This window comes from Staphylococcus canis (assembly GCF_016238445.1).
In the GTDB taxonomy this organism is placed as follows: Bacteria; Bacillota; Bacilli; order Staphylococcales; family Staphylococcaceae; genus Staphylococcus; species Staphylococcus canis.
Genome location: NZ_JABANU010000001.1, coordinates 67,305 through 89,769, shown reverse-complemented (window position 1 = coordinate 89,769; position 22,465 = coordinate 67,305). Strand labels below are relative to the sequence as shown.

Here is a 22,465-nt window from a genome sequence, read left to right as displayed (position 1 = left end):
CCTCTTTATAATATATTCCTTACTTATATTTTAACATGTTTACGCTATCGTGCAAACGTTAACATATTTAATTTTCTGATTTTTTTGGATTTCAATAACTTCCCGGCGTGGTGGGCAGTTGAGCCAGTAGTATAGATGTCATCAATAAGTAAAATTGTTTTATTTTCGAGATTTATTTCATCTTTAAAGTACATTGGATTTGAAGCAGATTTTCGTTGATTCAGAGATAGTTGATATTGTTTAGGACGATCGTACATCTTTAAACAAGTTGAATATTGAAGTCCTTTCATTTCTAAAATTGTCGCTACTGGATTGAATGTACGCTCTACATCATTACTAGGTACGGAAGGTATTGGAATAATGACATCATAATCGCTAAAAGGGATGGTGAGATAGTAGGAAAAAACTTGTGCTAATGCAATATCTTTTAAAAATTTGTATTGATGTATCATCGTTTTAATGAGTCCATCGTAATGATAGAGTGGTGTGATTTCATCAAAAACATTCGTGTTCTCACTATTCTGATGGCAATTCACACAATGTGCATTTAACAATTGTCCTTTACAATACGTACAACGACGACTTGTATTGAATCTATTTTCTTCAATGCCTACCTTACAACGCTCACATAAAATATCCATAGGTTTAAAAGCATTATCCATCTGTAGTGTAAATCTGATACGTGTATGACAAATTAAACATTCAATTGTCAATCCACCCTCTTTCTTGAGCAAGTCGATTCATTTTTCTGATTTGAGCATACGCTCTATACATAGCTAAAGTTCTGCCTTCATGTAGATATAGTACTGTCCCACTTGGGTCTTCTAATTTCCGCCCAACTCTTCCAGCAATTTGTATAAGTGCACTCGATGAATAGCGATGACTGTCCATAACCCATACATCTAAGTAAGGCATCGTAAATCCTCTTTCTAAAATTGTCGTAGTTAACACAACTGTATACACACCTTGACGTAAGTCCGAAACTTTCTTAAGACGCGCACTATCTTCACTGTAGACATAGCACATATTACTGATTAATCCTTGATATGTTTGATAAAAGACCAACATTTGCTGAATATCATTAAAGAAGAGTAAAGTTGTCCGGTGATTGGTTTGCTGTTGTTTTAAAGCTAATAGCAATGATTTTTGAACTTTATGATGTTTAACTTTAAAATACTTAAATTGAGGTAAAACAAGTGGCTTTCTATGAAAACGTGCGGGCAGTGTAATCGTTTGAGATTTGGAGAATTGCAATTGTAACTTAAGTGGCGGTGTTGCTGTCATATAAATAAAACTTGCTTTAGAGTGCGCAGATTTTGAGATAGCGTGTATCAAATTAGGATCCATAGATAAAGGAAACGCATCTACTTCGTCTATAAATATCACGTGGAAATGACTTTTGAATCTATATAATTGATGTACTGTTGAAATGACAAAATGACCATTAAAACGTTGATGAGAAGCTTGATGCAAAATATCAATCTCTTCATTTTTGAATGTCGACACAATACGTTCACTTACCTCAACCACAACATCTACTCTCGGTGAAACAACAGCGACATTATATCCTAACCTCCGTGCTTGCGCAATTGCTTCAAACATCATCTCCGTTTTACCTGCACCTGTCACCGCATGTAATAACAATGATGTTTTAGATAATACGGCATGGACAACTTGATCAGATGCGTATTGTTGTTGCTCCGAAAGTCTAAAAGGCAGTTTATAATCAGCTTGAGATGTCGTTGTATGGCTCTTTACGATATAATACGGCGTAATACTATCAACACGTCCCATGCTGATACAATTACGACAATAAATAATCTCTTGGTGAAGTACAGAACTACAATAACGAAAAAAATTTTGTTTTACTTTTGTTTCACAGCGTATACAAACATAATGATATGACTCTGTCGTCACACCCATTTGTTCTATACTCATTTGTTCATCTGTTAATTGACTCACATCACTGATAATTTGTCCATAATATTTTACTGTGCTAACCTCCCTTCACTAGATTACACGCTTTAACTTTAACGATTACTTTAAAAATAAAAAAGTAGGTTCGCTAAAGCTTACTTAATGCTGTTGAAACACAATATAATGATGTTCCAATTCATTAGTATTCTCATGCGAATCCTACATAATTCCAAAAATTATTCATCCACTTTTGGTAATTCAATATGACGACTGATAACACCTATACCAAAACCGCCTAAACCAAGGTGTGAAGAAATAACAGGTCCAAACTCAGAAAATAAAATATTTCGATCTGTATGAGCCTCAGTCATTTCTTTATACACTTTACGTGACTCTTCCTTGTTGTCACCACCAATAATAACAATTGTTGCATGTTCATATTGATCTGCTAGTTCTAACGTTTTTTCTTCAATCAATTTAAGCGCACGTTTTTTCGTACGTACTTTCTCGTAAGGTACAATTAATCCATCTTCGAACGTTAGTACAGGTTTCATTCTTAATAAATTACCAATCCAAGCCTGCGCACCTGTAATACGACCGCTTTTATGTAAATTTTTCAAATCATCTACAACTAAAAATGCTCCATTATTTTGTCGCATATCTTCTAATTCTTCTAAGATTTCATCAATATGCTTTCCTTGTTCAATCATTTCAAGTGCACGAAATACTAGAGCCCCTTCAACTAGACATGCGATTTTTGAATCAATTGGATGCACATTAATACCTTCAACCATTTCAGCTGCTTGAAGCGCTGTTTGATAAGCACCACTAATGCCTGAGGAAAGATGTACAACAATAACATCTGTATAACCTTCATCACGATAGGCTTCATATGCATTGATCATCTCACCAATGGCTGGTTGACTCGTTGTTGGGATAGTATCACTTTCTTTTAATTTACTGTAAAACTCATCAGCAGTGATTGTTTCGTTTTCTCTATAATTGTCACCATTTTCAAATGTTATACTTAAAGGTACTGAACGAATGTTATATTTTTCTAAAATAGGACGAGGGATATAGCTAGTAGAATCAGTCATTACTGCTATTTTCATAATTGTTTCCTCCTAATATTGATATAGAAGCGGTCAAGACTTTGATAGTTCAATAGTGCAGTTCATCACTATTTCCCAGGTTATCACTTATTGATAAGATAGTTGCTAGACCTCAACTACGTTAGTTTTGTTGTAAAATATGATTATATCATAATTTGACATGTCTATTGTTTACTTCATACTCTTTTATATCAAATTTCTTTTATAATTGCTAACATTTTTTAATTCTAAATCTACTATTTTTAGATACTTCATACTCATATTCATACTAATACCATTATAGTATAATAATAGGTAAATACTATGTACTAAAGTGCTTTATCATTTTTAAGGAGGATAAAATGGAATCTTCAATTATTACAATAAAAAAAGAACATATCATAGAAAATGTCATTAATAAATCACGTTTTATCGCACATATTAAACCTGTATTCACAGAAGATGAAGCAAAAGCATTTATTGATGAGAAGAAAAAAGAACATCGTGAGGCGACACATAACTGTTCGGCTTATACGATTGGAGATACAATGCATATTCAAAAAGCAAGTGATGATGGTGAACCTAGTGGCACTGCTGGTGTACCTATGCTTGAAATGCTCAAAAAACTTGATATCCACAACGCAGCAGTTGTGGTTACCCGTTATTTTGGCGGTATTAAGCTCGGAACTGGTGGACTGATTCGTGCTTACGGTGGCGCTGTAAGAGATGTTATTCAAGATATTGGGAGAGTTGAATTACGTCCAGCGATTCCAGCACAGGTCACTATTGACTATGATTTAACAGGCAAATTCGAGTATGAACTTCAATCTACTGACTTCTTGTTACGTGACACTGTTTATACTGACCGCGTTACGTATCACATTGATGTCATTCAAGAAGACTACGAACAATTTATACAGTTTTTAAACCAATATACACAAGGTAATTATGATTTAACTGAAGATGATGTCAAGCGACTCCCTTTCGATATTGATTAAAATATACATTTAAAACATAACAGGTTAGGAGTGAAATAACATCATGTCATTCTCATATCCTAACCTGTTCTATTTCAGATGCACACGCTATATTACGTTTAAATCATGTTTTTGTTTATTTTCTTTTTCTTTCAATAAAGTTAAGTAATGGTCGATAATCATCATCTATTAAACCTGTGAATTCAACGATCAGTTCAATCGTAATTGCAATTAAAATCACTGTAAAGAAAACGCCTATGGGTTGAGACAAGTATAGTATGACACTCACGACACTGAACATAATCGCAATAGAATAAATCAACATAACAGTTTGTCGGTGTGTATATCCTAGATCTAACAATTTATGATGTAAATGAGATTTATCAGCTTGCATAATATGTTGTCCTTTTTTTACACGACGTATCATCGCAAACAATGTATCAATAAATGGTACAGCTAGTATCACAATAGGGAAAAACAAAGAGATAAATGTAATATTTTTAAATCCTAATAACGATAAAAAACCGATAATAAAACCTAGTAATAGTGCGCCACTATCACCGAGGAATATTTTAGCAGGATGAAAATTAAACACTAAATATCCTAATAGAGAGCCAATAAGTACGCTACATATCATCATGATAAAGATATTTCCCTGCAGAATAGCGATAAAGCCAATCGTAGTAAGTGCAATAGCAGAAACGCCCGCTGCAAGTCCATCGAGACCGTCTATTAAATTAATCGCATTTGTAATAGCAACAATCCAAAAAATGGTAATAGGAATACTAAACCAACCAAAATAAATCGTCGGTCCAATCGGAATAGAAATGAAATCAATCGTTACACCATAATAAACCACAACAGATGCAGCTATAATTTGACCAATCAATTTTAAAATAGGTTTTAAATCGTATATATCATCTATTAATCCAACTAAGTACATAACAACAGATCCTAGTAGAAGTGGTTTAATCTCACGTTCTATTGGATGGCCTAGCCAAATGCCAATGAGAAAAGAAATTAAAATCGCAGACCCACCTAGTACTGAGATTGGTTTTGTATGTATTTTTCTAAAATTAGGCTTATCTACAATGTCTAGTTTTTTTGAAACAGCAATCACAATAGGTGTTACTATCAAACTGACTATCATTGAAAAAACAATGAGCTTTAACGTATACATCAGTTCACCTTCATTAATTTTATAAGTAAGTTTGTCGCTTAAGTAAGTTTTGTAGTCACAGCTATCATTCTTTTTATTTCAACACTTAAACTCCATTCTATTCTAACATTTAATATCTTTAAATAACATTATTAGTTATAAACTCATTACTATTTATAAGAAATGTCTAATGACAAATTGTAACATTTCACTTACAATAACAGTTGGTAGAAAAGAGGTTTATAAAATATGATTGAAGCAATTATTTATAATATTTCAGTAACGATAGCTGGTATTTATTTATTCCACCGTTTACAGTATGCTGAATCACATGATTTTAGATTCTCTAAAAGCTACATTACTGTACTGATGACAATTGTAGGATTGCTCCTTGCTTTTCATCCCGTTCCTATTGATTCATATATGATTCAGTTGTCATTTGTACCTATTTTGTTTTTAGGGCGTTATACCAATTCTTTTTACACTGTACTCGCGGCAATTATCATTGCTCTAGTCGGCTATTTTGTGCTTACAACTTCTTTAACTTTTGCACTTTCTTTAGTGATTATTGCTGGTGTTGTGAGTGTAATTGGACCATTTTTAAAGCAAAATCATATGATTGCGATGCAAATTTTAAATGGTTTAAGTTTAGTGATTTTAGCCATCATCGCTATAATTACACCATCGTTTGATATCATGGAGGTCGTTTATCTCGTTCCATTATCAATTGTTGCAACAGTAATAACAACTGTATTCTATGTTGATTTATTACAATTCTTTTCACTGATTGCGCGATATGAAAATGAAGATACTATCGATTATCTTACAGGACTTGGTAACGTTAAAGAATTCGATCGTCATCTAAACCATGTCACAACGATAGCAGAAGAAAATAATCAAAGTTTAGGCCTTCTACTCATTGATATCGATGGTCTAAAAAAAGTAAATGATGAATACACACACAACTCGGGTGATGCGGTGCTTAAACAAATGTCACATCTTTTACAAAATTACGTTCCTAAAAACACAAAACTATTCCGTAATGGTGGTGAAGAGTTTTCTATCGTGTTAAGCAATTACTCTTTAGATGAGTGTGTCAAACTTGCTGAAAACATTCGAAAAGCTGTTAAAAAATCTAGTTTCCATCTCCCAAATAAAACAGTTATAAAATTATCCGTCTCTATCGGTGTAGGTTATTTAGCGCATGATGATTATAAATCACAACGTAAGGTGTTTAAGGATGCTGACGACATGCTTCATGCGGCTAAAACTGAGGGGCGTGACAAAGTCATGTTTAACCCGATTATTAAATTACAATAATCCGTCATTCAATAGTTTTGTTATAACATTCAGCTTATATCATGATAGACCACTTTAATATATAGTTAGAATCAACTATATATTAAAGTGGTTTTTTATTTTCTATAGCATTATCACTATCATTTCACTTTTCATTCTAATCTTTATTATCTACAATGTTCACATCTAAATTTTTGTATCATAACCTTTTTAGTCTTATGATAATATTATATTTACTGTGTTATACCATTGTACATTGCACGAGAAATGAACTAGGCTATAGATGATGGAGGTATATTATGTCTGACTCTTTAACAATTATAGACGAAAACAAAGTCATTGATGTTGTATTATTAGCGGGAAAAGTTCTCCTTGAGAGTGGTGCCGAAACCTATCGTGTGGAAGATACAATGGGACGCATCGCTGCAAGTTTTGGTTTAGATGATACATATGCATTTGTGACGTCCACTGCGATTATTTTCTCATTGAATAATCGTACCAATACACGTTTGGTACGTGTACGTGAAAGAACTACTGATCTGGAAAAAATTGCATTAACAAATAACATTTCACGCAAAGTATCGCGAAATGAATTGACTTTAGATGAAGCAAAGGCCGAGTTGATACATTTAAATCGCGCTTCTCTTCAGTATTCATTTTTAATGAAATTTTTATCAGCAGCTATCGCATCAGGATTCTTTCTTTTTATGTTTGGTGGTGTACGCCACGACTTTATTTTTGCCGTCCTAGCTGGTGCAGGTGCATTTCTAACTTTTGATTTGGTTCAACGCTATATTCAAATTAAATTTTTCTCAGAATTTATTAGCGCTATGGTCGTCATTACTGTTGCGGCATTTTTTACTAAGATCGGTTGGGCAATCAATCAAGATATTATTACGATAGCCGGCGTAATGCCCCTTGTTCCTGGTATTTTAATTACGAATGCGATTCGAGATTTACTTGCTGGTGAATTATTAGCCGGTATGTCTCGCGGTGTTGAAGCAGCACTAACTTCCTTTGCGATTGGTGCTGGTGTTGCTATCGTATTATTAATCTTTTAGAAAGGCGTGTTCCTATGACACTCGTTTTATATTATGTGGCACAATTTGTCATTAGTTTTATTGCAACAATGCTTTTTTCGATATTATTTAATGCCCCTAGACGATTGTTACTTGCCGCTGGATTTGTTGGCGCAATGGGGTGGATTATTTATCGTATTACTGTTGATTTAAACTATGGTATTGTCATGGCTGCTTTTCTAGGTAGCTTCATTCTTGCTATCATGAGTCATACCATGAGTCGTCGATACAAAAGGCCTGTTATTATCTTTATTGTGCCTGGTATTATCCCACTTGTACCTGGGGGCGCGGCTTATGAAGCAACGCGACTACTCGTTACAAATGCCTATACAGAAGCAGTCAACCAATTTCTTGAGGTAACACTCACTTCAGGTGCCATCGCTTTCGGTATTTTATGCGCAGAAATTTTTTATTACATTTATACACGTACGAAGCATCAATATAGTAAGCTTAAAGGTAAAACCTATCGTAAAGGTTATCATATGAATAACCGTTTATAATTCATCAATATGAGGAGTGTAAAAAAATGAAATCACAAATTATAGAGAGACTCACACGTTATGTTAAAATCAACACACAATCTGATCCTACGAGTGAAACTACACCATCTACTGAAGAACAGTGGGATCTATTGCGATTGCTTGAAACAGAATTAAAAGATATGGGACTTGAAACTGTTCTAGATGAGTATGGTTATCTATTTGCGACTTTACCCTCTAACATTGATAAAGACGTCCCAACTATCGGCTTTTTAGCGCATGTCGATACATCTCCAGACTTTAATGCTGCTCATGTTAATCCTCAAATTATTGAAAATTATGATGGTGGCATTATTCAATTAGGCAATTCAGAGCGACAACTTGACCCAAGTGTCTTTACAGATATGACATCTGTTAAAGGTCATACGCTTATGACTACTGATGGCACTTCATTACTTGGGGCAGATGATAAAGCAGGTATTGTTGAAATTATGGAAGCTGTGAATTATTTAATTGAACATCCTGAAATAAAACATGGTCCAATTCGCATTGGATTTACACCTGATGAAGAAATCGGACGAGGCCCTCATAAGTTTGACGTTGCACGCTTTAACGCTGATTTTGCTTATACGATGGACGGCAGTCAACTTGGAGAATTACAATTTGAAAGTTTTAATGCTGCTGAAGCAATTGTGACATTTGATGGTGTTAACGTGCATCCAGGTTCTGCTAAAAACAAAATGGTTAATGCACTGAACTTAGCTACAGCTTTTAATACTGCCCTACCTCAACATGAAGTTCCTGAGCATACGGATGGTTACGAGGGATTCTATCATTTAATGCAACTTAACGGTAATGTTGAAAAGGCTACGGCACATTACATCATTCGCGACCATGATCGTACTCAATTTGAAGCACGCAAACAAACACTTGCATCGCTTCAAGCTAAAATGAATCAAGATTACTATTACGATCCAGTTCAATTAGAAATTAACGATCAATACTTTAATATGGCTGAAAAAATAACACCGCATCAACACATTATTGATTTACCAAAAGCTGTTTTTAAAGATTTAGATATTGAACCGAATACAGCACCTATTCGTGGTGGAACAGATGGCTCACAATTATCATTTATGGGATTACCAACACCAAATATTTTTACAGGTTGTGATCAATTCCACGGTCCGTATGAATATGCATCTATTGATGTCATGGCACTTGCCGTACAAGTTATTATAGGTATCGCTCAAAAAGCGGCAGAATTAGAACACTAAATGAAACTATAATACATGAAAAATAACGACACGCCCTTTTAAAACCTCTTTAATGGCGTGTCGTTATTTATATATATCTTTAAGATAGCTGTGCTTGTAATAACTTTATAGCTTGACGTGCATAACTACGCAGTTGTATTCCCATTTGAAAATCAGTATATGTTTTCGGCATATCGATAAACGTGTTAAACATGCCTGTTACACCATAAGCTTCATACTGATCAAATTTATCAGCGGTTCCACATAAAGCGATAGATAATTTATGATGTTTTTGACATAATTCAGCAATTCTAAGTGACGACGTTTCAATAATTTGTTCTTGCTCATTAACACCTTCGCCAAAAATCACTAAATCTGCTTCTTTAATCAAACTATCTAATTGCGTAATTTGATCTACAAGCTCATGACTTGAGACAATTTCAGCATCAAATAAGGCATGCATTACGGCAGCAATACCTCCACCAGCACCCCCACGTTCAATAGGACCTAGTGACTTTTTCAAATGACTTTTAAGTAATTCTGCAAAGTACCATATTAAATTATCAATCTCTACAGCGGTATCGCGTGACATTCCTAAAGCTGCGTATGTTTGCATGATGTCACTTTTTTTACCATATAGTCGACTCTCATAATCTGAAACAATTTGAATACGGCAGGATGAGAGTTCTGGATGTAATGATGCTGTATCAATACGGCGAATGTGTTTTATTTGTGTAGCGCCTTTAGATAAATCAAGCAATTGTCCTTCATCATCATAAAAGCGTGCACCTAACGCTTGAAGCATCCCTGCGCCTCCATCACTTGTATCGAGGCCTCCAACAGAAATCACGAGATGATTTACTTTTTTATCTAATGCGTGTTGTATGACTTCACCTAAACCATAACTTGTATGCGTCAAACGTGATTGTTGCCCTTTTAAAAACTGACCAGCTTCAATCACACCCATGCCATCGTCTGTTTGCCCATACGTCACTTCCACTTCATTCATTTCAGCATCATGTGCTGTTATATGATATTGTGTTCCTGACTTCCACAAGAAAACGGAATTTAACAGTTCATGTCGGCCATTAAATAACGGTACTTGTACAATATCAGCTCGCTCAATTTGACTTGCAACCGCTTCTTCAATATAGCGATTAGCATCATAACTTGATATAATCCCATTAAATTCATCCATAGCTACTAGCACTTTCATAACTGTCACCTCTAACTGTCATCTTATATCTATTTATATATTATACAGCTTTACTTTTCGATACGCTTTAATAGCCTAAAAGACTTTCATTATATTATAGCGTTGTTAATCAAAAGAATACAAATAAAGAGAATGTTGATAGCAGAAGACAAGACATACCCTCCTCCATCAACATTCTCATATTTCACGTTTTATTCTTCTGCTTTAGCAAGTGACGATACATTAATATTTTGATGACTATCGTGCCACTTGACCTCACCATTTACAAAATAAAATGCTTGAGGCGATTCATGTTTCACGCCTGTTTTTTGTGCAATATAATCAGACAGTTCTCTTGCATCTTGTACGACAAGATAATAGCCATCCATATCACGTTCATATAAAAACTTATTGAACTGATCTAATGCACTTTCAGAAACAGGACATGTGTTACTATGTTTTAAAATAAAAATATCATGGTTTTGTTCAATAACTTGGTCAAACTGGTCAATCGAACTTAGCTTAATCGCCATTCTATTCACCTCTAGTTTTAAATTCTCTAATAATCGATTTTTTTAATTTCACGTTATCTACTTTCTCAATGTTTATCATTATACACATTTTATAACAACTTGTTAACCGTAAATTTAACTTTTATATACAGTACACGCTCCAAGACATTCAAACCCCTATCATGTGATGCATTGACATTAAAGCATTAAGCACCTACTTAACCACTCTTATATTATTTACCCAATAAAAATCATTTTATGTTTTGTAATCGTTTAAAACTTGTCATACACTTATAATGTTGTTTCAATTTAAAATGTATTTAAGTTGAAAATAATCTATGTTATAGTTATGCATAATTATGTGCCAAAAATGACTATGGAGGATTAAGATGTATCAATATGTGCAACCCTTTATAATAGAAGAAGATGTGACAGATTCGTTCCATAAACAATATGAAAATTATCGTGATACGTTGTTTAATCTACTGGATTCCCCAGTTAAATCAACAGAACATATCGGTGGAACCCAACATTTAAATTACCCTACTGAACCCATCATTGATATTTTGGTAGGTGTTCACAATTTACACGATATTACAGCATTAGATGAAAAAAGATTAAATTATGAAGGATTCTATCGTCTACATCATCAATATAAGAAAAAGGTGGTAATGGCAAAATTTAATAATCTTATAGATTTAAAACAAATTGTACGCTTACATATACTACAACTGGACACACCACTTTATCACCAATATCAAACTGTCAATACATCACTCAAACAGGACACAGAGGTTCAGACATTCTTTGCGCAACACAAGCAAGAGATATATCACCAAAACTCAACTATACGACATTATGAGACTGAAAAAGAAAAGTACTTTCAATACATCTTTAAAAAGATATAGTATAGGCTTATACATGACTTCTAATATTAAAAACAGTTAAAATAAAAATAATGAATATATAGAAAGGATGTTATTCGTGGAAACATCTAATGTTTTAAGAGATTTAGAACAACTTGTCTCTAAATCAATTATTAAAGTAAATGAACCACTTAAACATTATACTTATACAGAAACTGGCGGCAAGGCTGATTTTTATATTTCCCCGTCAACAAATGAAGAGGTTCAAAAGGTTGTAAAGTATGCCTACCAACACCAAATTCCTTTAACTTACTTAGGCAATGGTTCAAATATCATTATTCGTGATGGTGGCATTCGTGGAATAGTGCTCAGTTTATTAAATTTAAATCATATTAAAGCTTCAGACGCAACGATCATTGCTGGTAGTGGTGCAGCGATTATCGATGTCTCTCGTAAAGCGCGTGACCTATCATTAACTGGTTTAGAATTTGCTTGTGGTATTCCAGGCTCTATTGGTGGTGCAGTGTATATGAATGCTGGTGCTTATGGTGGCGAGGTCAAAGACGTCATCGATTATGCACTTGTCGTTAATGAACAAGGTGATCTCATTGAACTTTCACATAACGAGTTAGAATTGGATTACCGTAACAGTATCATTCAAAAAGAACACTTTGTTGTGCTAGAAGCGGCTTTCACATTAAAACCTGGCATTCAATCAGAGATTCAGGCAATTATGGACGATCTTACAGAGCGACGCGAATCTAAACAGCCATTAGAATATCCTTCTTGTGGTAGTGTGTTTCGTAGACCGCCAGGGTATTTTGCTGGTAAGCTAATTCAAGACTCAGACCTTCAAGGCTATCGTGTTGGTGGAGTTGAAGTATCTAAAAAACATGCAGGATTTATGGTAAATGTGGATCACGGCACTGCTACTGATTATGAAAATCTTATCCGTCATGTCCAAAATGTAGTTAAAGAAAAATTCGATGTCGAGTTGCAACGTGAAGTACGTATTATAGGCGAACATGTTAAGTCAGATGAATAAGGAGTGATAAGAGATGGTACAAGTTCATGGCGCCGTGATAGATGATGAAACACGTTGTACACACTTCAATACGCCACTCGATGTTATCGCTATTAAATTCAAATGTTGTAATAAGTACTATCCATGTTTTAAATGTCATAATGAAGCCGAAAATCATCAAATACAGCGTTGGCAGGCTGATGAGTTTGATAAAAAAGTAGTATTATGTGGTGTTTGTAAACAAGAAATGACCATTAATGAATATATGATGATTGAATCTTGTCCAAATTGTGGTGCACATTTCAATAGTCGCTGTAAATTTCATTATCATCATTACTTTTCAATTTGATATGACATATTTAAAAAGCGCAATGACTTTAACCGATAGTCATTGCGTCTTTTTGCATCTAATTAAAGTAAAAAATCGGACTCGCAACATTTATAATTGAAATGTCACCAGTCCGATTTATTATAGAACTTAAATTAATGATCGTCGAAAACAAAATCTTCGTCTTGTAGTGCTTCAACGTTTAAAGCAATTGTATAGCCATCACCTTTAACTGAGAAGAAGTCATGGTTCTTTGTAGAAGTATCTAAAGCATTCTCAATAATTGGGTTAAAATCACGTTCTTCAAAATAAGGTTCGAAACCTAAGTTAGATAAAGCTTTATTGCCATTATAACGTACATAATTTAATACATCTTCTGCTAATCCTATAGGTTCATACAACTCACGTGTATAGCTTTCTTCATTTGCATATAACTCTTTTAATAATTTGTACATTTCTTGATCTGCTTTTTGCTTTTCACTCTCAGACAGTTCATTACGTAATTCTTGAGCATCAAGTCCTGTAAATACACCATGAATAGATTCATCAAGCAAAATTTTTCGGATGATTTCGCCAGAAGTTGTCATACGACCTTGTCCAGCAAGATATAACGGGTAATAGAATCCTGAATAGAATAAGAATGTTTCTAAAAATACACTTGCAACACGCGCCATATATTGATCATAAATTGATGCTTCTTTACCCCATAACTTATGATACTTACCAACAATCTTCTCTGATTTAAACTTTAGATGTGGCTCTTCTAAAACCCACTTATCTAATAGTTCATTCGTTTCTTTAGAAGGTAGTAAAGTTGTAAATATATGAGAGTAACTTTTAGCATGGATTTGCTCCATCATGCCCATAAATGAATAAACAGCTTTTTTACGTAAATCTTTTGTATGTAACATGATTAAAGGCATGCCATCGTCAGCTTGGTGCGTATCTAACCCAGTCAATCCTGCCAAAGCTTTTTTGAATGCATTTTTTTCATCATCGGTTAACGTTTTCCAACTCGCAATATCTTTTGAAACTTTGAACTCAGTTTCTACCCACATTTGAGCAATATTTTGACGCCAAAACATATTCGTCATATCTTCTTGAGTATTCCAGTTTACTGCTATCATAGACATATGTTTTCTCCTATCTCATATTTATTGATTGTATTTTAAAAATTATAGGACTCATAACAACGCAACACCTTCATCATGATAGGTGTCGCGTTTTATCGTTTATGAAATCCCGGTATCGAAATGAATAGTTACACTTTAAAGCTGAATCACTCTGATAACTTTAGATTGCACAGCTTGTACACTCTTCAACACTTAATAATTTATTACGTGTATAATATAAAGATTTTAAACCTTTATGATGCGCATATACATATAAACGTGATAATTCACGAGTAGAAATTTCAGAGTTAACATATAAAATTGTTGAGATACCTTGGTCGATATGTGTTTGAATTGTTGCAATTAAATCGATTAATTTCATTTGATCTGTGTTGAATGCAGATTTGTAATACCACATTGTTTGTGGTGATAAAAATGGCATCGGATAAAATGTTTCAGAATTACCATACGTACGACGTTCAATTTGGTCTACAATTGGCATTACTGAACTTGTTGCATTTTGGACATATGAAATACTTTGTGTCGGTGCAATTGCTAAACGATATGCATGATATAAGCCATGTTTTTCAACTTCTGATTGTAAAGCTTTCCAGTCTTCACGTGTTGGGATGTCGTGTTGCTCAAAAAGCGCTTTTACCTTATCGTATTGTGGTAAAAAGTCTTCAGAAGTGTAACGCTCAAAATAACGACCGTTTGCATAATCAGATTTATCGAAATCAGTGAAAGTCTCACCACGTTCTTTTGCAATTTGCATTGATCGTTGGATTGAATAATAATTCATCATCATGAAAAATACATTCGCAAAATCTTTAGCTTCTTCTGATTCATAGCTGATTTGATTTTTAGCTAAATAACCGTGTAAATTCATTACACCTAAACCTACTGAATGCAATTCGTTATTCGCTTTTTTAACACCCGGAGCATTCTTAATATCCGCTTCATCACTCACAAATGTAAGTGCATCCATGCCAGTGTGTACAGAGTCTTTAAACTTATTAGATTCCATGACATTTACAATATTTAGTGATCCTAAGTTACAAGAAATATCTCGTTTGATTTCGTCTTCTTGACCATAGTCATTAATTACAGAAGTTTCTTGAAGTTGGAAGATTTCTGTACATAAATTACTCATTTTAATTTGACCAATATTTGAATTCGCATGAACACGGTTTGCATTATCTTTAAACATGAGATAAGGATATCCTGATTGCAATTGTGTTTGCGCAATAGTATTTAACATTTCACGCGCATCTTTACTTTTCTTCATAATGTTTGGATTAGCAACGAGTTCATCATAATATTCGTCAATATTCATATCATCTAAAGTCATACCGTATTCTCTCTCAACAGTATGTGGTGCAAACATAAAGAAGTCTTTCCCTTCTTTAGCAAGCTCAAAGAATTTTGAAGGTACAATTAAACCAGTTGATATTGTAGCAAGACGTAAATCCTCATCAGCATTAATTTTTTTAGTATCTAAAAATTCTTCTACATCATAATGGAAAATATTAAGATATACAGCACCTGCCCCTGGTCGTTGTCCTAGTTGATCAGCATAACTAAAACCACCTTCTAGAGACTTCGCTACTGGTAATACCCCCTTAGCAACACCTTTGATACCTTTGATTGCTTCGCCACGCGCTCGGAGTTTTGATAAATTAATCGCAACGCCTCCACCAATTTTACTTAATTGTTTTGCTGTTGAGTCAATAAAATTAATAGAGTTTAGACTATCATCCACTTCAAGTAAGAAACATGAAACGAGTTCTCCTCGACGTGCACGTCCTGCATTTAAAAATGTAGGTGTTGCAGGTTGGTAACGTTGTTCAACCATTGCTTCCACAAATTGTTTAGCTTGAGCTACATCACCTTTAGCTAAGTATAATGACACAATGACAACGTGTTGATGATAATTTTCTAAGTACTGAGATTTATCGTTTGTTTTTAATGCATAGTCTTTAAAAAACTTACTTGCTGACATATAACTTGCAAACTTAAATGGTATTGCATTGGCAAAATTAATCACTTCTTCAAGTTGTGCTTCGCTATAGTCTTTAAAAACATCATAATAAAATTGATGATCTACCAAGAAATGTAAACGTTCAATTTCACTATCGAAATGCGCAGTTTTTTCTTGAATCTCTTGTAAATAAACTTCAAGTGCTTCTTGGTCTTTTTCTAAACTAAAGAAACCATTTTCATTTCGTTTTGTCACTTCGTTATTCAATTCAATATGATTGTAATACTTTTGATCCATTGTCTTCATGAAAATTAACCACCTTATCTCTAAATTCTATTGTATCCTTCTGTGTGCCATGTAATTCGAATTTCATTAGAAGCGGAACATTATAATCTTGAGCGATTAATTTTCCAGCTTTCGCAAAATTTTGACCCCAATTTTTGTTTCCACTTGCAGCAACCCCCTGCAAGTACTCATGATTATAGTTTAAAAATTCTTGGACAACTGGAGGCACTTCACCAAAACCAATTGTACCTGTCACTAAAATAAATGGCTCTTCTACTTTTTGAGTTGCTGTTGCATTTGTAATCTCCATTGTGTCTTCCAATTCCGTCCGTTTGATAAAACGTCTAACGTTACCAGTAAAGGAGTAATAAACGACTTTCATCAGAATAACCGCCTTCCATAGATAATAAACATGATGACTGTAGTCAAACTGAATCGTGACATTTAAAAATGATTAGTATGTTTTCTTTCGATAATACAACCGTGTCTAGTTATGATACGAACATATATTTCCATTTTAAATATATGTAGTTTAATAATTAAAAATCTATTTCTCGCATTTAAGATTTATCTATAACTAACTCTCATTCTTAAATGCCGTGAAATAGAAAGTGATAATTTGTGTAATCGTTCATCATTTTTTATGTTTGAATATACTTCATTTGTAGTCAAGACACAATATATTGTGTTGTTTTGATTTCGTACATACTATATTCTGTGTTTCATTATAACTAAATCCCATCTATTTTTAAAGCGTAAATCCTGTGAAAAAATTTTTAACATCGTGCAAATACGATAGTATCAAGTACTTGAAAGTATAAATAATTTTTTGTGACAATTTAACCCTTAACCTTTTAATGAAAATGTGATAAGGAGTCAAAAATCCTAAGAATAAGAACGTATGTTCTATTCATATTATAACTATTTCCATACATATAGGCAAATACATCTTTTTATGCTATTATGTATGCATTATAAATATATTACGAAGAGGCGAGTTAATGAATTCAAAAGTTAAAGGTATTATCGCTATCTTACTTTCTGCTATTGGTTTTAGTTTTATGGCAGTTTTTTTTCGTTTATCCGGAGATTTACCTATTTTTCAAAAATCACTAGCTCGAAATTTCGTAGCGATGTTTATACCACTATTTTTTATTTTAAAATATAAGCAACCGTTTTTTGGACAGCTAAGTAGTCAACCTTTGCTCATATTACGTTCAACATTAGGTTTGGCCGGTGTTTTATTGAATATCTATGCCATCGACCATATGGTTTTAAGTGATGCGGATATTTTAATGAAACTCAACCCTTTTTGGACGATACTTCTTAGTCTACTCTTTTTAAAAGAGTACATTCGAAAGTATCAAATCACTTCAATGATCGTTGCCTTGATTGGTATGTTATTTATCGTAAAGCCTGAATTTTCATCCGATGTGATTCCCGCTATGTTTGGATTATTAGCTGGTATATTTGCTGCTGGGGCATATACAGCAGTTCGAGCATTGAGTTCTAGGGAAGCGCCATATACAATTGTTTTTTATTTTTCATTTTTTTCTGTAGTAGCTTTGCTTCCGTTTGTTTTATTCACATACGAACCTATGAGTAAGTTACAAATTCTTTATCTTATTTTAGCTGGATTGTCTGCTGCAGTAGGACAAATTGGTATTACAGTTGCCTATCGACTTGCCCCTGCTAAAGACATCTCAATCTTTACGTATGCATCTATTATCTTTACGGCAATCATCGGCTTTATATTATTTGGTGAATCGCCAGATTTCTATGCCATCATTGGATATATTATCATCCTTAGTGCAAGTTACTATATGTTCCAAAAAGCAAGAAAACCACAACTCGACGAATAACGATTTCATTTAAATTTTTAAGGAGGACTTTTTAATGGCTGAAGGTCGTTCAAAAGAAGAATTACAAGATATCACATTATTAGGGAATCAAAATAACACATATCATTTCGATTATCGCCCTGATGTTTTAGAAACATTCGATAATAAACATCAAGGACGTGACTATTTTGTTAAATTTAATTGTCCAGAATTCACATCACTATGTCCGATTACTGGTCAACCAGACTTTGCAACAATCTATATTTCATACATTCCAAATGTTAAAATGGTCGAATCTAAATCTTTAAAACTCTATTTATTCAGCTTTAGAAACCATGGTGATTTCCATGAAGATTGTATGAATATTATCATGAATGATTTAATTGAACTTATGGATCCTCATTATATTGAAGTATGGGGCAAATTCACGCCTCGTGGTGGCATTTCTATTGACCCATACACAAACTATGGGCGTCCTGATACTAAATATGAAAAGATGGCTGAACATCGACTCATTAACCATGATTTATACCCAGAAAAAGTAGATAACCGTTAATCAATGATATATACGCACCCTTAAAGCAATGTCTTATGATAACTTTAAGGGTGTTTTTTATCTACTACTGTAAATAAAAAATATATAATTTTACTTTTACACTCGAAAATTTTCTTTTCAGAATTTTCTTGTTTAATTTTAACAATAGGTATAAAATAGTTTTAACTTGAAGATATTAGGGGGACTTTTTTAATGAGCAAGCATTATACTAGAGCGGAAATACTTGATAGTATCCCTCGTAAAGGCTTTTTTGGGCACCCAAAAGGTCTAAGCACTTTATTTTTCACTGAATTTTGGGAGCGTTTTAGTTACTATGGTATGAAAGCAATACTCGCTTACTACATATATTACTCAGTAGCTAAAGGTGGCTTTGGGATAGACCAAGGCGTCGCACTTCAAATTGTTTCAATTTACGGTGCACTTGTATATATGAGTGGTGTCATTGGGGGATGGATAGCTGACCGTATCACTGGAACACGCCATGCACTCTTTTATGGTGGTATTTTGATTATGATTGGTCATATATTACTAGCATTACCGAATAGTTTTGCAATTTTACTGATTGCTTTACTCTTTTTAATTATTGGGACAGGGTTGTTAAAGCCTAATATTTCATCTACTGTTGGATTATTATACGAAAAAAATGATCCTCGTATGGACTCTGCATTCACGATTTTCTATATGTCTATTAACCTTGGTGCTTTAATTTCACCACTTATCATCGGTTGGACACAAGTTAATGTAGGTTTTCATGCTGGATTTGCGATTGCTGCTGTAGGTATGTTTTTAGGACTTTTAATTTATTTTGTTACAAATAAAAAATATTTAGGTTTAGCTGGGTTAGAAGTACCTGATCCACTGACACGCGAAGAACGTTCAAAATTGATTAAAATCACACTTATTGTTTTAGTGATTATTGGCATCGTATGTGCTGTATTAGCTTCAATGGGCAAAATGACAATCACAGTATTTGCTGATTTTATTACATTTTTAGGTGTTGTATTACCTTTATTCTTCTTTGCTAAAATGATTACAAGTCGTAAAACTCAGGCACATGAACGAAAACGTGTTTATGCCTATATTCCTTTATTCATTGCGTCGGTTGCTTTTTGGATGATTCAAGAACAAGGTTCTACAGTACTTGCGCAATTTGCAGATACAAAAACACAATTAAGTTTAGCGAAAGTTACCGGTGGCGCTATTGATTTTAATATACCACCAGCTTGGTTCCAATCTTTAAATCCATTATTTATTATTATTCTCGCACCATTATTCTCAATTATGTGGGTTAAACTAGGACGTTTTAATCCACCAACAGTAATGAAGTTTGCAATTGGGGTGTTTTTAGCCGGTATTTCGTATCTTATTATGGTAGTACCACTATCAGGAGAAGTTACTTTAATTAATCCATTCTGGTTAGTTATAAGCTTTTTAATTGTTACGCTAGGTGAACTATGTTTATCACCTATAGGACTATCAACATCTACAAAATTAGCACCTGAAGCCTTTACATCACAAATGATGAGTGTTTGGTTCTTATCAAATGCGATGGCTCAAGGTATCAATGCTCAAATGGTAGAAGTTTATACAAATATTAGTGCTAACAATTATTTCTTATATTCAGGACTCATTGCTGTAGGTATTGGTGTTTTACTCTTTGTACTTACACCATTTATTAAAAAACTTATGGCTGGGGTCAACTAATTATATTTCATTTATCAAGGTTAGGATGAAGGCAATTATTGTCATCATCCTAACCTTTTATCTTTCACAAATTTTAATTAAAGTTTCTTAATTTATCATAATTGAAAGTTTACAACTTTATTTTTATCTAGGTATTGAAAATATATTTAATATTTAGAAACAAATCATTGAAATTAAAAACTTTTAGGAGTAAACTTGCTATTATACTTTATATGTTGCTAGAGAGGTTGGTATAAAATGTCTGAATTATCACACGAAAAAGCCGTGCAGGAAATTCCTCAAAAAGGCTTCTTCGGACACCCTCGTGGTTTGGGTGTTTTATATACTGTAGAGTTTTGGGAACGATTCAGCTATTATGGTATGCGCGCGTTACTCATCTACTACATTTACTATAGCGTTGCACAAGGTGGACTAGGTCTTGAAAAAACGTTCGCACAATCGTTAATGTCAATATACGGATCACTTATTTTCATGACCTCTATTTTAGGAGGATGGATTGCCGACCGAATACTAGGTACACGCCGTTCAATGGTATACGGTGCCTTTCTCATCATCATTGGTCATGTTGTTTTAAGTTTACCTTTTGCATTAACAGGTTTACTATTCTCAATGTTCTTTATTATTGTTGGTTCTGGTTTAATGAAACCTAACATTTCTAATATTGTAGGTAGATTGTATCCTGAAGGCGATAATCGAATTGATTCAGGATTTGTTATTTTCTATATGGCGGTTAACATGGGAGCATTTGTATCACCATTAATCTTAGACCATTTTAGAGCAACTGGTCATTTTCATGGTGGTTTTTTAATTGCTGCAATTGGAATGGCATTGTCATTACTTGTTTACTTAGCTTTTAACCGAAAAAATTTAGGAAGAATTGGAATTCACGCACCAAACCCATTGAGTGCAAGTGAAAAGAAAAAGTATACTCTTATTTTCGGTGGAATTGCTGCAGTAATTCTTATTGCGCTTGTTATCACGTCTCTGACAAATACATTGTCATTTAACTTAGTTAGTCTTGTTGTTTTAATTTTAGGATTAATCCTTCCTATTACATATTTTGTAATTATGATTTCAAGTAAAGAAACAACACCTGTTGAACGTTCACGTGTTATTGCGTTTATCCCGCTATTTATCGTAGGTGTTATATTCTGGTCGATTCAAGAACAAGGGGCAAACGTACTTAACGTTTATGCAGATGAAAAAGCTGACTTAACTTTTAATATTTTAGGATTTAGCGGTGTATTTCCAGTCACATGGTTCCAGTCTATCAACCCGCTATTTATCGTTTTATTCGCACCTGTAATTTCATGGTTGTGGCGCAGACTTGGTCGATTTGAACCAAGCCTCCCAATTAAATTTGCTTTAGGTTTATTATTAGCCGGCCTGTCATTCTTACTCATGATGGGTGTTATATTCTTCCATGATAATCGTGATATTTGGTTTATGTGGATTGTATTGTCATATTTCATTTGCGTAATCGGAGAATTATGTATATCACCAACTGGTAGTAGTTCTGCAGTAAAACTTGCTCCAAAAGTATTCAACTCTCAAATGATGAGTTTATGGCTATTAACAAATGCGACAGCTCAAGCAATTAACGCTCAATTGGTTAAATTACAACCTATCGTTGGAGATCAAAATTATTTCGGAATTATCGGTGGGATTGCTGTAGTTGTAGCTATTTTAGTGGTTCTAGGTTCACCACTCATTTTAAAAGCAATGAAACTATAATTATTTCATGTTAAAATAAGGCATCATCTTGAAAAAGATGGTGTCTTTTTTTGAGAAAAATGATTAAAGA

General features: G+C 33.7%; 21 protein-coding genes. 12 read left to right on the top strand and 9 right to left on the bottom strand.

Annotation, left to right across the window (positions count from 1 at the left end; genetic code table 11):
* Window positions 1-44 precede the first annotated feature (44 nt).
* From HHH54_RS00435 to fakB1, 3 genes are all read right to left on the bottom strand, one after another.
* A complete protein-coding gene (locus HHH54_RS00435; RefSeq protein ID WP_198616851.1) occupies window positions 45-713 on the bottom strand; it encodes a ComF family protein in 669 nt (222 codons plus the stop codon).
* Entirely contained in the window at window positions 703-1,962 is a 1,260-nt protein-coding gene (locus HHH54_RS00430) for a DEAD/DEAH box helicase family protein (protein ID WP_490707401.1), read from the bottom strand. The genes HHH54_RS00435 and HHH54_RS00430 overlap by 11 nt, the downstream gene beginning before the upstream one ends.
* Window positions 1,963-2,153: 191 nt before the next feature.
* Window positions 2,154-3,029, bottom strand: a complete 876-nt coding sequence (fakB1, locus tag HHH54_RS00425) for a fatty acid kinase binding subunit FakB1 (RefSeq protein WP_198616850.1) — start codon at window positions 3,027-3,029, stop codon at window positions 2,154-2,156.
* A 341-nt stretch (window positions 3,030-3,370) separates the two neighbouring features.
* Here fakB1 and HHH54_RS00420 point away from each other — a divergent pair, with 341 nt between their 5' ends.
* On the top strand, window positions 3,371-4,006 hold the full coding sequence (locus tag HHH54_RS00420; protein ID WP_198616849.1) for a YigZ family protein: 636 nt from the start codon (window positions 3,371-3,373) through the stop codon (window positions 4,004-4,006).
* A 115-nt stretch (window positions 4,007-4,121) separates the two neighbouring features.
* Here HHH54_RS00420 and HHH54_RS00415 read toward each other — a convergent pair whose 3' ends face one another.
* Window positions 4,122-5,165: a glycosyltransferase family 4 protein gene (locus tag HHH54_RS00415; protein ID WP_198616848.1), complete on the bottom strand. Its 1,044-nt coding sequence runs from the start codon at window positions 5,163-5,165 to the stop codon at window positions 4,122-4,124.
* A 228-nt stretch (window positions 5,166-5,393) separates the two neighbouring features.
* On the opposite strand from HHH54_RS00415, the gene gdpS reads away from it, so the two are divergent.
* The 4 genes from gdpS to pepT all read left to right on the top strand — a co-directional run bounded on the left by gdpS (window position 5,394) and on the right by pepT (window position 9,278).
* Window positions 5,394-6,464 (top strand): GGDEF domain-containing protein GdpS, encoded by a 1,071-nt coding sequence (gene gdpS / locus HHH54_RS00410; RefSeq protein WP_198616847.1) that lies wholly within the window; start codon window positions 5,394-5,396, stop codon window positions 6,462-6,464.
* Window positions 6,465-6,742: 278 nt separating this feature from the next.
* Window positions 6,743-7,504, top strand: coding sequence for a threonine/serine exporter family protein (locus HHH54_RS00405; RefSeq protein WP_198616846.1), 762 nt, complete (start codon window positions 6,743-6,745; stop codon window positions 7,502-7,504).
* A 14-nt stretch (window positions 7,505-7,518) separates the two neighbouring features.
* Window positions 7,519-8,022 (top strand): threonine/serine exporter family protein, encoded by a 504-nt coding sequence (locus tag HHH54_RS00400; protein WP_198616845.1) that lies wholly within the window; start codon window positions 7,519-7,521, stop codon window positions 8,020-8,022.
* Between the two features lie 26 nt (window positions 8,023-8,048).
* Window positions 8,049-9,278, top strand: a complete 1,230-nt coding sequence (gene pepT / locus HHH54_RS00395; RefSeq protein ID WP_198616844.1) for a peptidase T — start codon at window positions 8,049-8,051, stop codon at window positions 9,276-9,278.
* 79 nt (window positions 9,279-9,357) lie between these two features.
* Here pepT and HHH54_RS00390 read toward each other — a convergent pair whose 3' ends face one another.
* Together HHH54_RS00390 and ytxJ are read right to left on the bottom strand one after the other, a co-directional pair.
* Window positions 9,358-10,473 (bottom strand): glycerate kinase, encoded by a 1,116-nt coding sequence (locus HHH54_RS00390; RefSeq protein ID WP_198616843.1) that lies wholly within the window; start codon window positions 10,471-10,473, stop codon window positions 9,358-9,360.
* A gap of 191 nt (window positions 10,474-10,664) precedes the next feature.
* Entirely contained in the window at window positions 10,665-10,985 is a 321-nt protein-coding gene (gene ytxJ / locus HHH54_RS00385) for a bacillithiol system redox-active protein YtxJ (RefSeq protein ID WP_198616842.1), read from the bottom strand.
* A gap of 368 nt (window positions 10,986-11,353) precedes the next feature.
* Between ytxJ and HHH54_RS00380 the strand changes: the two genes are divergently transcribed.
* The 3 genes from HHH54_RS00380 to HHH54_RS00370 all read left to right on the top strand — a co-directional run bounded on the left by HHH54_RS00380 (window position 11,354) and on the right by HHH54_RS00370 (window position 13,203).
* Window positions 11,354-11,872: a GrpB family protein gene (locus HHH54_RS00380; RefSeq protein ID WP_198616841.1), complete on the top strand. Its 519-nt coding sequence runs from the start codon at window positions 11,354-11,356 to the stop codon at window positions 11,870-11,872.
* Between the two features lie 67 nt (window positions 11,873-11,939).
* A complete protein-coding gene (gene murB / locus HHH54_RS00375; protein ID WP_232796184.1) occupies window positions 11,940-12,875 on the top strand; it encodes a UDP-N-acetylmuramate dehydrogenase in 936 nt (311 codons plus the stop codon).
* A gap of 13 nt (window positions 12,876-12,888) precedes the next feature.
* Entirely contained in the window at window positions 12,889-13,203 is a 315-nt protein-coding gene (locus HHH54_RS00370; protein WP_198616839.1) for a CHY zinc finger protein, read from the top strand.
* Between the two features lie 134 nt (window positions 13,204-13,337).
* Here HHH54_RS00370 and nrdF read toward each other — a convergent pair whose 3' ends face one another.
* The 3 genes from nrdF to nrdI all read right to left on the bottom strand — a co-directional run bounded on the left by nrdF (window position 13,338) and on the right by nrdI (window position 16,942).
* Window positions 13,338-14,309, bottom strand: a complete 972-nt coding sequence (gene nrdF, locus HHH54_RS00365; RefSeq protein ID WP_198616950.1) for a class 1b ribonucleoside-diphosphate reductase subunit beta — start codon at window positions 14,307-14,309, stop codon at window positions 13,338-13,340.
* A 166-nt stretch (window positions 14,310-14,475) separates the two neighbouring features.
* Window positions 14,476-16,581, bottom strand: coding sequence for a class 1b ribonucleoside-diphosphate reductase subunit alpha (gene nrdE, locus HHH54_RS00360; RefSeq protein ID WP_198616838.1), 2,106 nt, complete (start codon window positions 16,579-16,581; stop codon window positions 14,476-14,478).
* A complete protein-coding gene (nrdI, locus tag HHH54_RS00355; protein WP_198616837.1) occupies window positions 16,544-16,942 on the bottom strand; it encodes a class Ib ribonucleoside-diphosphate reductase assembly flavoprotein NrdI in 399 nt (132 codons plus the stop codon). The genes nrdE and nrdI overlap by 38 nt, the downstream gene beginning before the upstream one ends.
* 619 nt (window positions 16,943-17,561) lie before the next feature.
* Here nrdI and HHH54_RS00350 point away from each other — a divergent pair.
* The 4 genes from HHH54_RS00350 to HHH54_RS00335 all read left to right on the top strand — a co-directional run bounded on the left by HHH54_RS00350 (window position 17,562) and on the right by HHH54_RS00335 (window position 22,395).
* A complete protein-coding gene (locus HHH54_RS00350; RefSeq protein ID WP_198616836.1) occupies window positions 17,562-18,422 on the top strand; it encodes a DMT family transporter in 861 nt (286 codons plus the stop codon).
* A 34-nt stretch (window positions 18,423-18,456) separates the two neighbouring features.
* Window positions 18,457-18,957, top strand: coding sequence for a preQ(1) synthase (gene queF, locus HHH54_RS00345; RefSeq protein ID WP_198616835.1), 501 nt, complete (start codon window positions 18,457-18,459; stop codon window positions 18,955-18,957).
* A 192-nt stretch (window positions 18,958-19,149) separates the two neighbouring features.
* Window positions 19,150-20,661 (top strand): peptide MFS transporter, encoded by a 1,512-nt coding sequence (locus HHH54_RS00340; RefSeq protein ID WP_198616834.1) that lies wholly within the window; start codon window positions 19,150-19,152, stop codon window positions 20,659-20,661.
* A gap of 237 nt (window positions 20,662-20,898) precedes the next feature.
* Window positions 20,899-22,395, top strand: a complete 1,497-nt coding sequence (locus HHH54_RS00335; RefSeq protein ID WP_198616833.1) for a peptide MFS transporter — start codon at window positions 20,899-20,901, stop codon at window positions 22,393-22,395.
* Window positions 22,396-22,465: the final 70 nt, after the last annotated feature.

Coding starts and splice junctions, on each gene's coding strand:
- fakB1 (WP_198616850.1), bottom strand. CDS start 3,029: ATGAAAATAGCAGTAATGACTGATTCTACTAGCTATATCCCTCGTCCT.
- HHH54_RS00420 (WP_198616849.1), top strand. CDS start 3,371: ATGGAATCTTCAATTATTACAATAAAAAAAGAACATATCATAGAAAAT.
- HHH54_RS00415 (WP_198616848.1), bottom strand. CDS start 5,165: ATGTATACGTTAAAGCTCATTGTTTTTTCAATGATAGTCAGTTTGATA.
- gdpS (WP_198616847.1), top strand. CDS start 5,394: ATGATTGAAGCAATTATTTATAATATTTCAGTAACGATAGCTGGTATT.
- HHH54_RS00405 (WP_198616846.1), top strand. CDS start 6,743: ATGTCTGACTCTTTAACAATTATAGACGAAAACAAAGTCATTGATGTT.
- HHH54_RS00400 (WP_198616845.1), top strand. CDS start 7,519: ATGACACTCGTTTTATATTATGTGGCACAATTTGTCATTAGTTTTATT.
- pepT (WP_198616844.1), top strand. CDS start 8,049: ATGAAATCACAAATTATAGAGAGACTCACACGTTATGTTAAAATCAAC.
- HHH54_RS00390 (WP_198616843.1), bottom strand. CDS start 10,473: ATGAAAGTGCTAGTAGCTATGGATGAATTTAATGGGATTATATCAAGT.
- ytxJ (WP_198616842.1), bottom strand. CDS start 10,985: ATGGCGATTAAGCTAAGTTCGATTGACCAGTTTGACCAAGTTATTGAA.
- HHH54_RS00380 (WP_198616841.1), top strand. CDS start 11,354: ATGTATCAATATGTGCAACCCTTTATAATAGAAGAAGATGTGACAGAT.
- murB (WP_232796184.1), top strand. CDS start 11,940: ATGTTATTCGTGGAAACATCTAATGTTTTAAGAGATTTAGAACAACTT.
- HHH54_RS00370 (WP_198616839.1), top strand. CDS start 12,889: ATGGTACAAGTTCATGGCGCCGTGATAGATGATGAAACACGTTGTACA.
- nrdF (WP_198616950.1), bottom strand. CDS start 14,309: ATGATAGCAGTAAACTGGAATACTCAAGAAGATATGACGAATATGTTT.
- nrdE (WP_198616838.1), bottom strand. CDS start 16,581: ATGAAGACAATGGATCAAAAGTATTACAATCATATTGAATTGAATAAC.
- nrdI (WP_198616837.1), bottom strand. CDS start 16,942: ATGAAAGTCGTTTATTACTCCTTTACTGGTAACGTTAGACGTTTTATC.
- HHH54_RS00350 (WP_198616836.1), top strand. CDS start 17,562: ATGAATTCAAAAGTTAAAGGTATTATCGCTATCTTACTTTCTGCTATT.
- queF (WP_198616835.1), top strand. CDS start 18,457: ATGGCTGAAGGTCGTTCAAAAGAAGAATTACAAGATATCACATTATTA.
- HHH54_RS00340 (WP_198616834.1), top strand. CDS start 19,150: ATGAGCAAGCATTATACTAGAGCGGAAATACTTGATAGTATCCCTCGT.
- HHH54_RS00335 (WP_198616833.1), top strand. CDS start 20,899: ATGTCTGAATTATCACACGAAAAAGCCGTGCAGGAAATTCCTCAAAAA.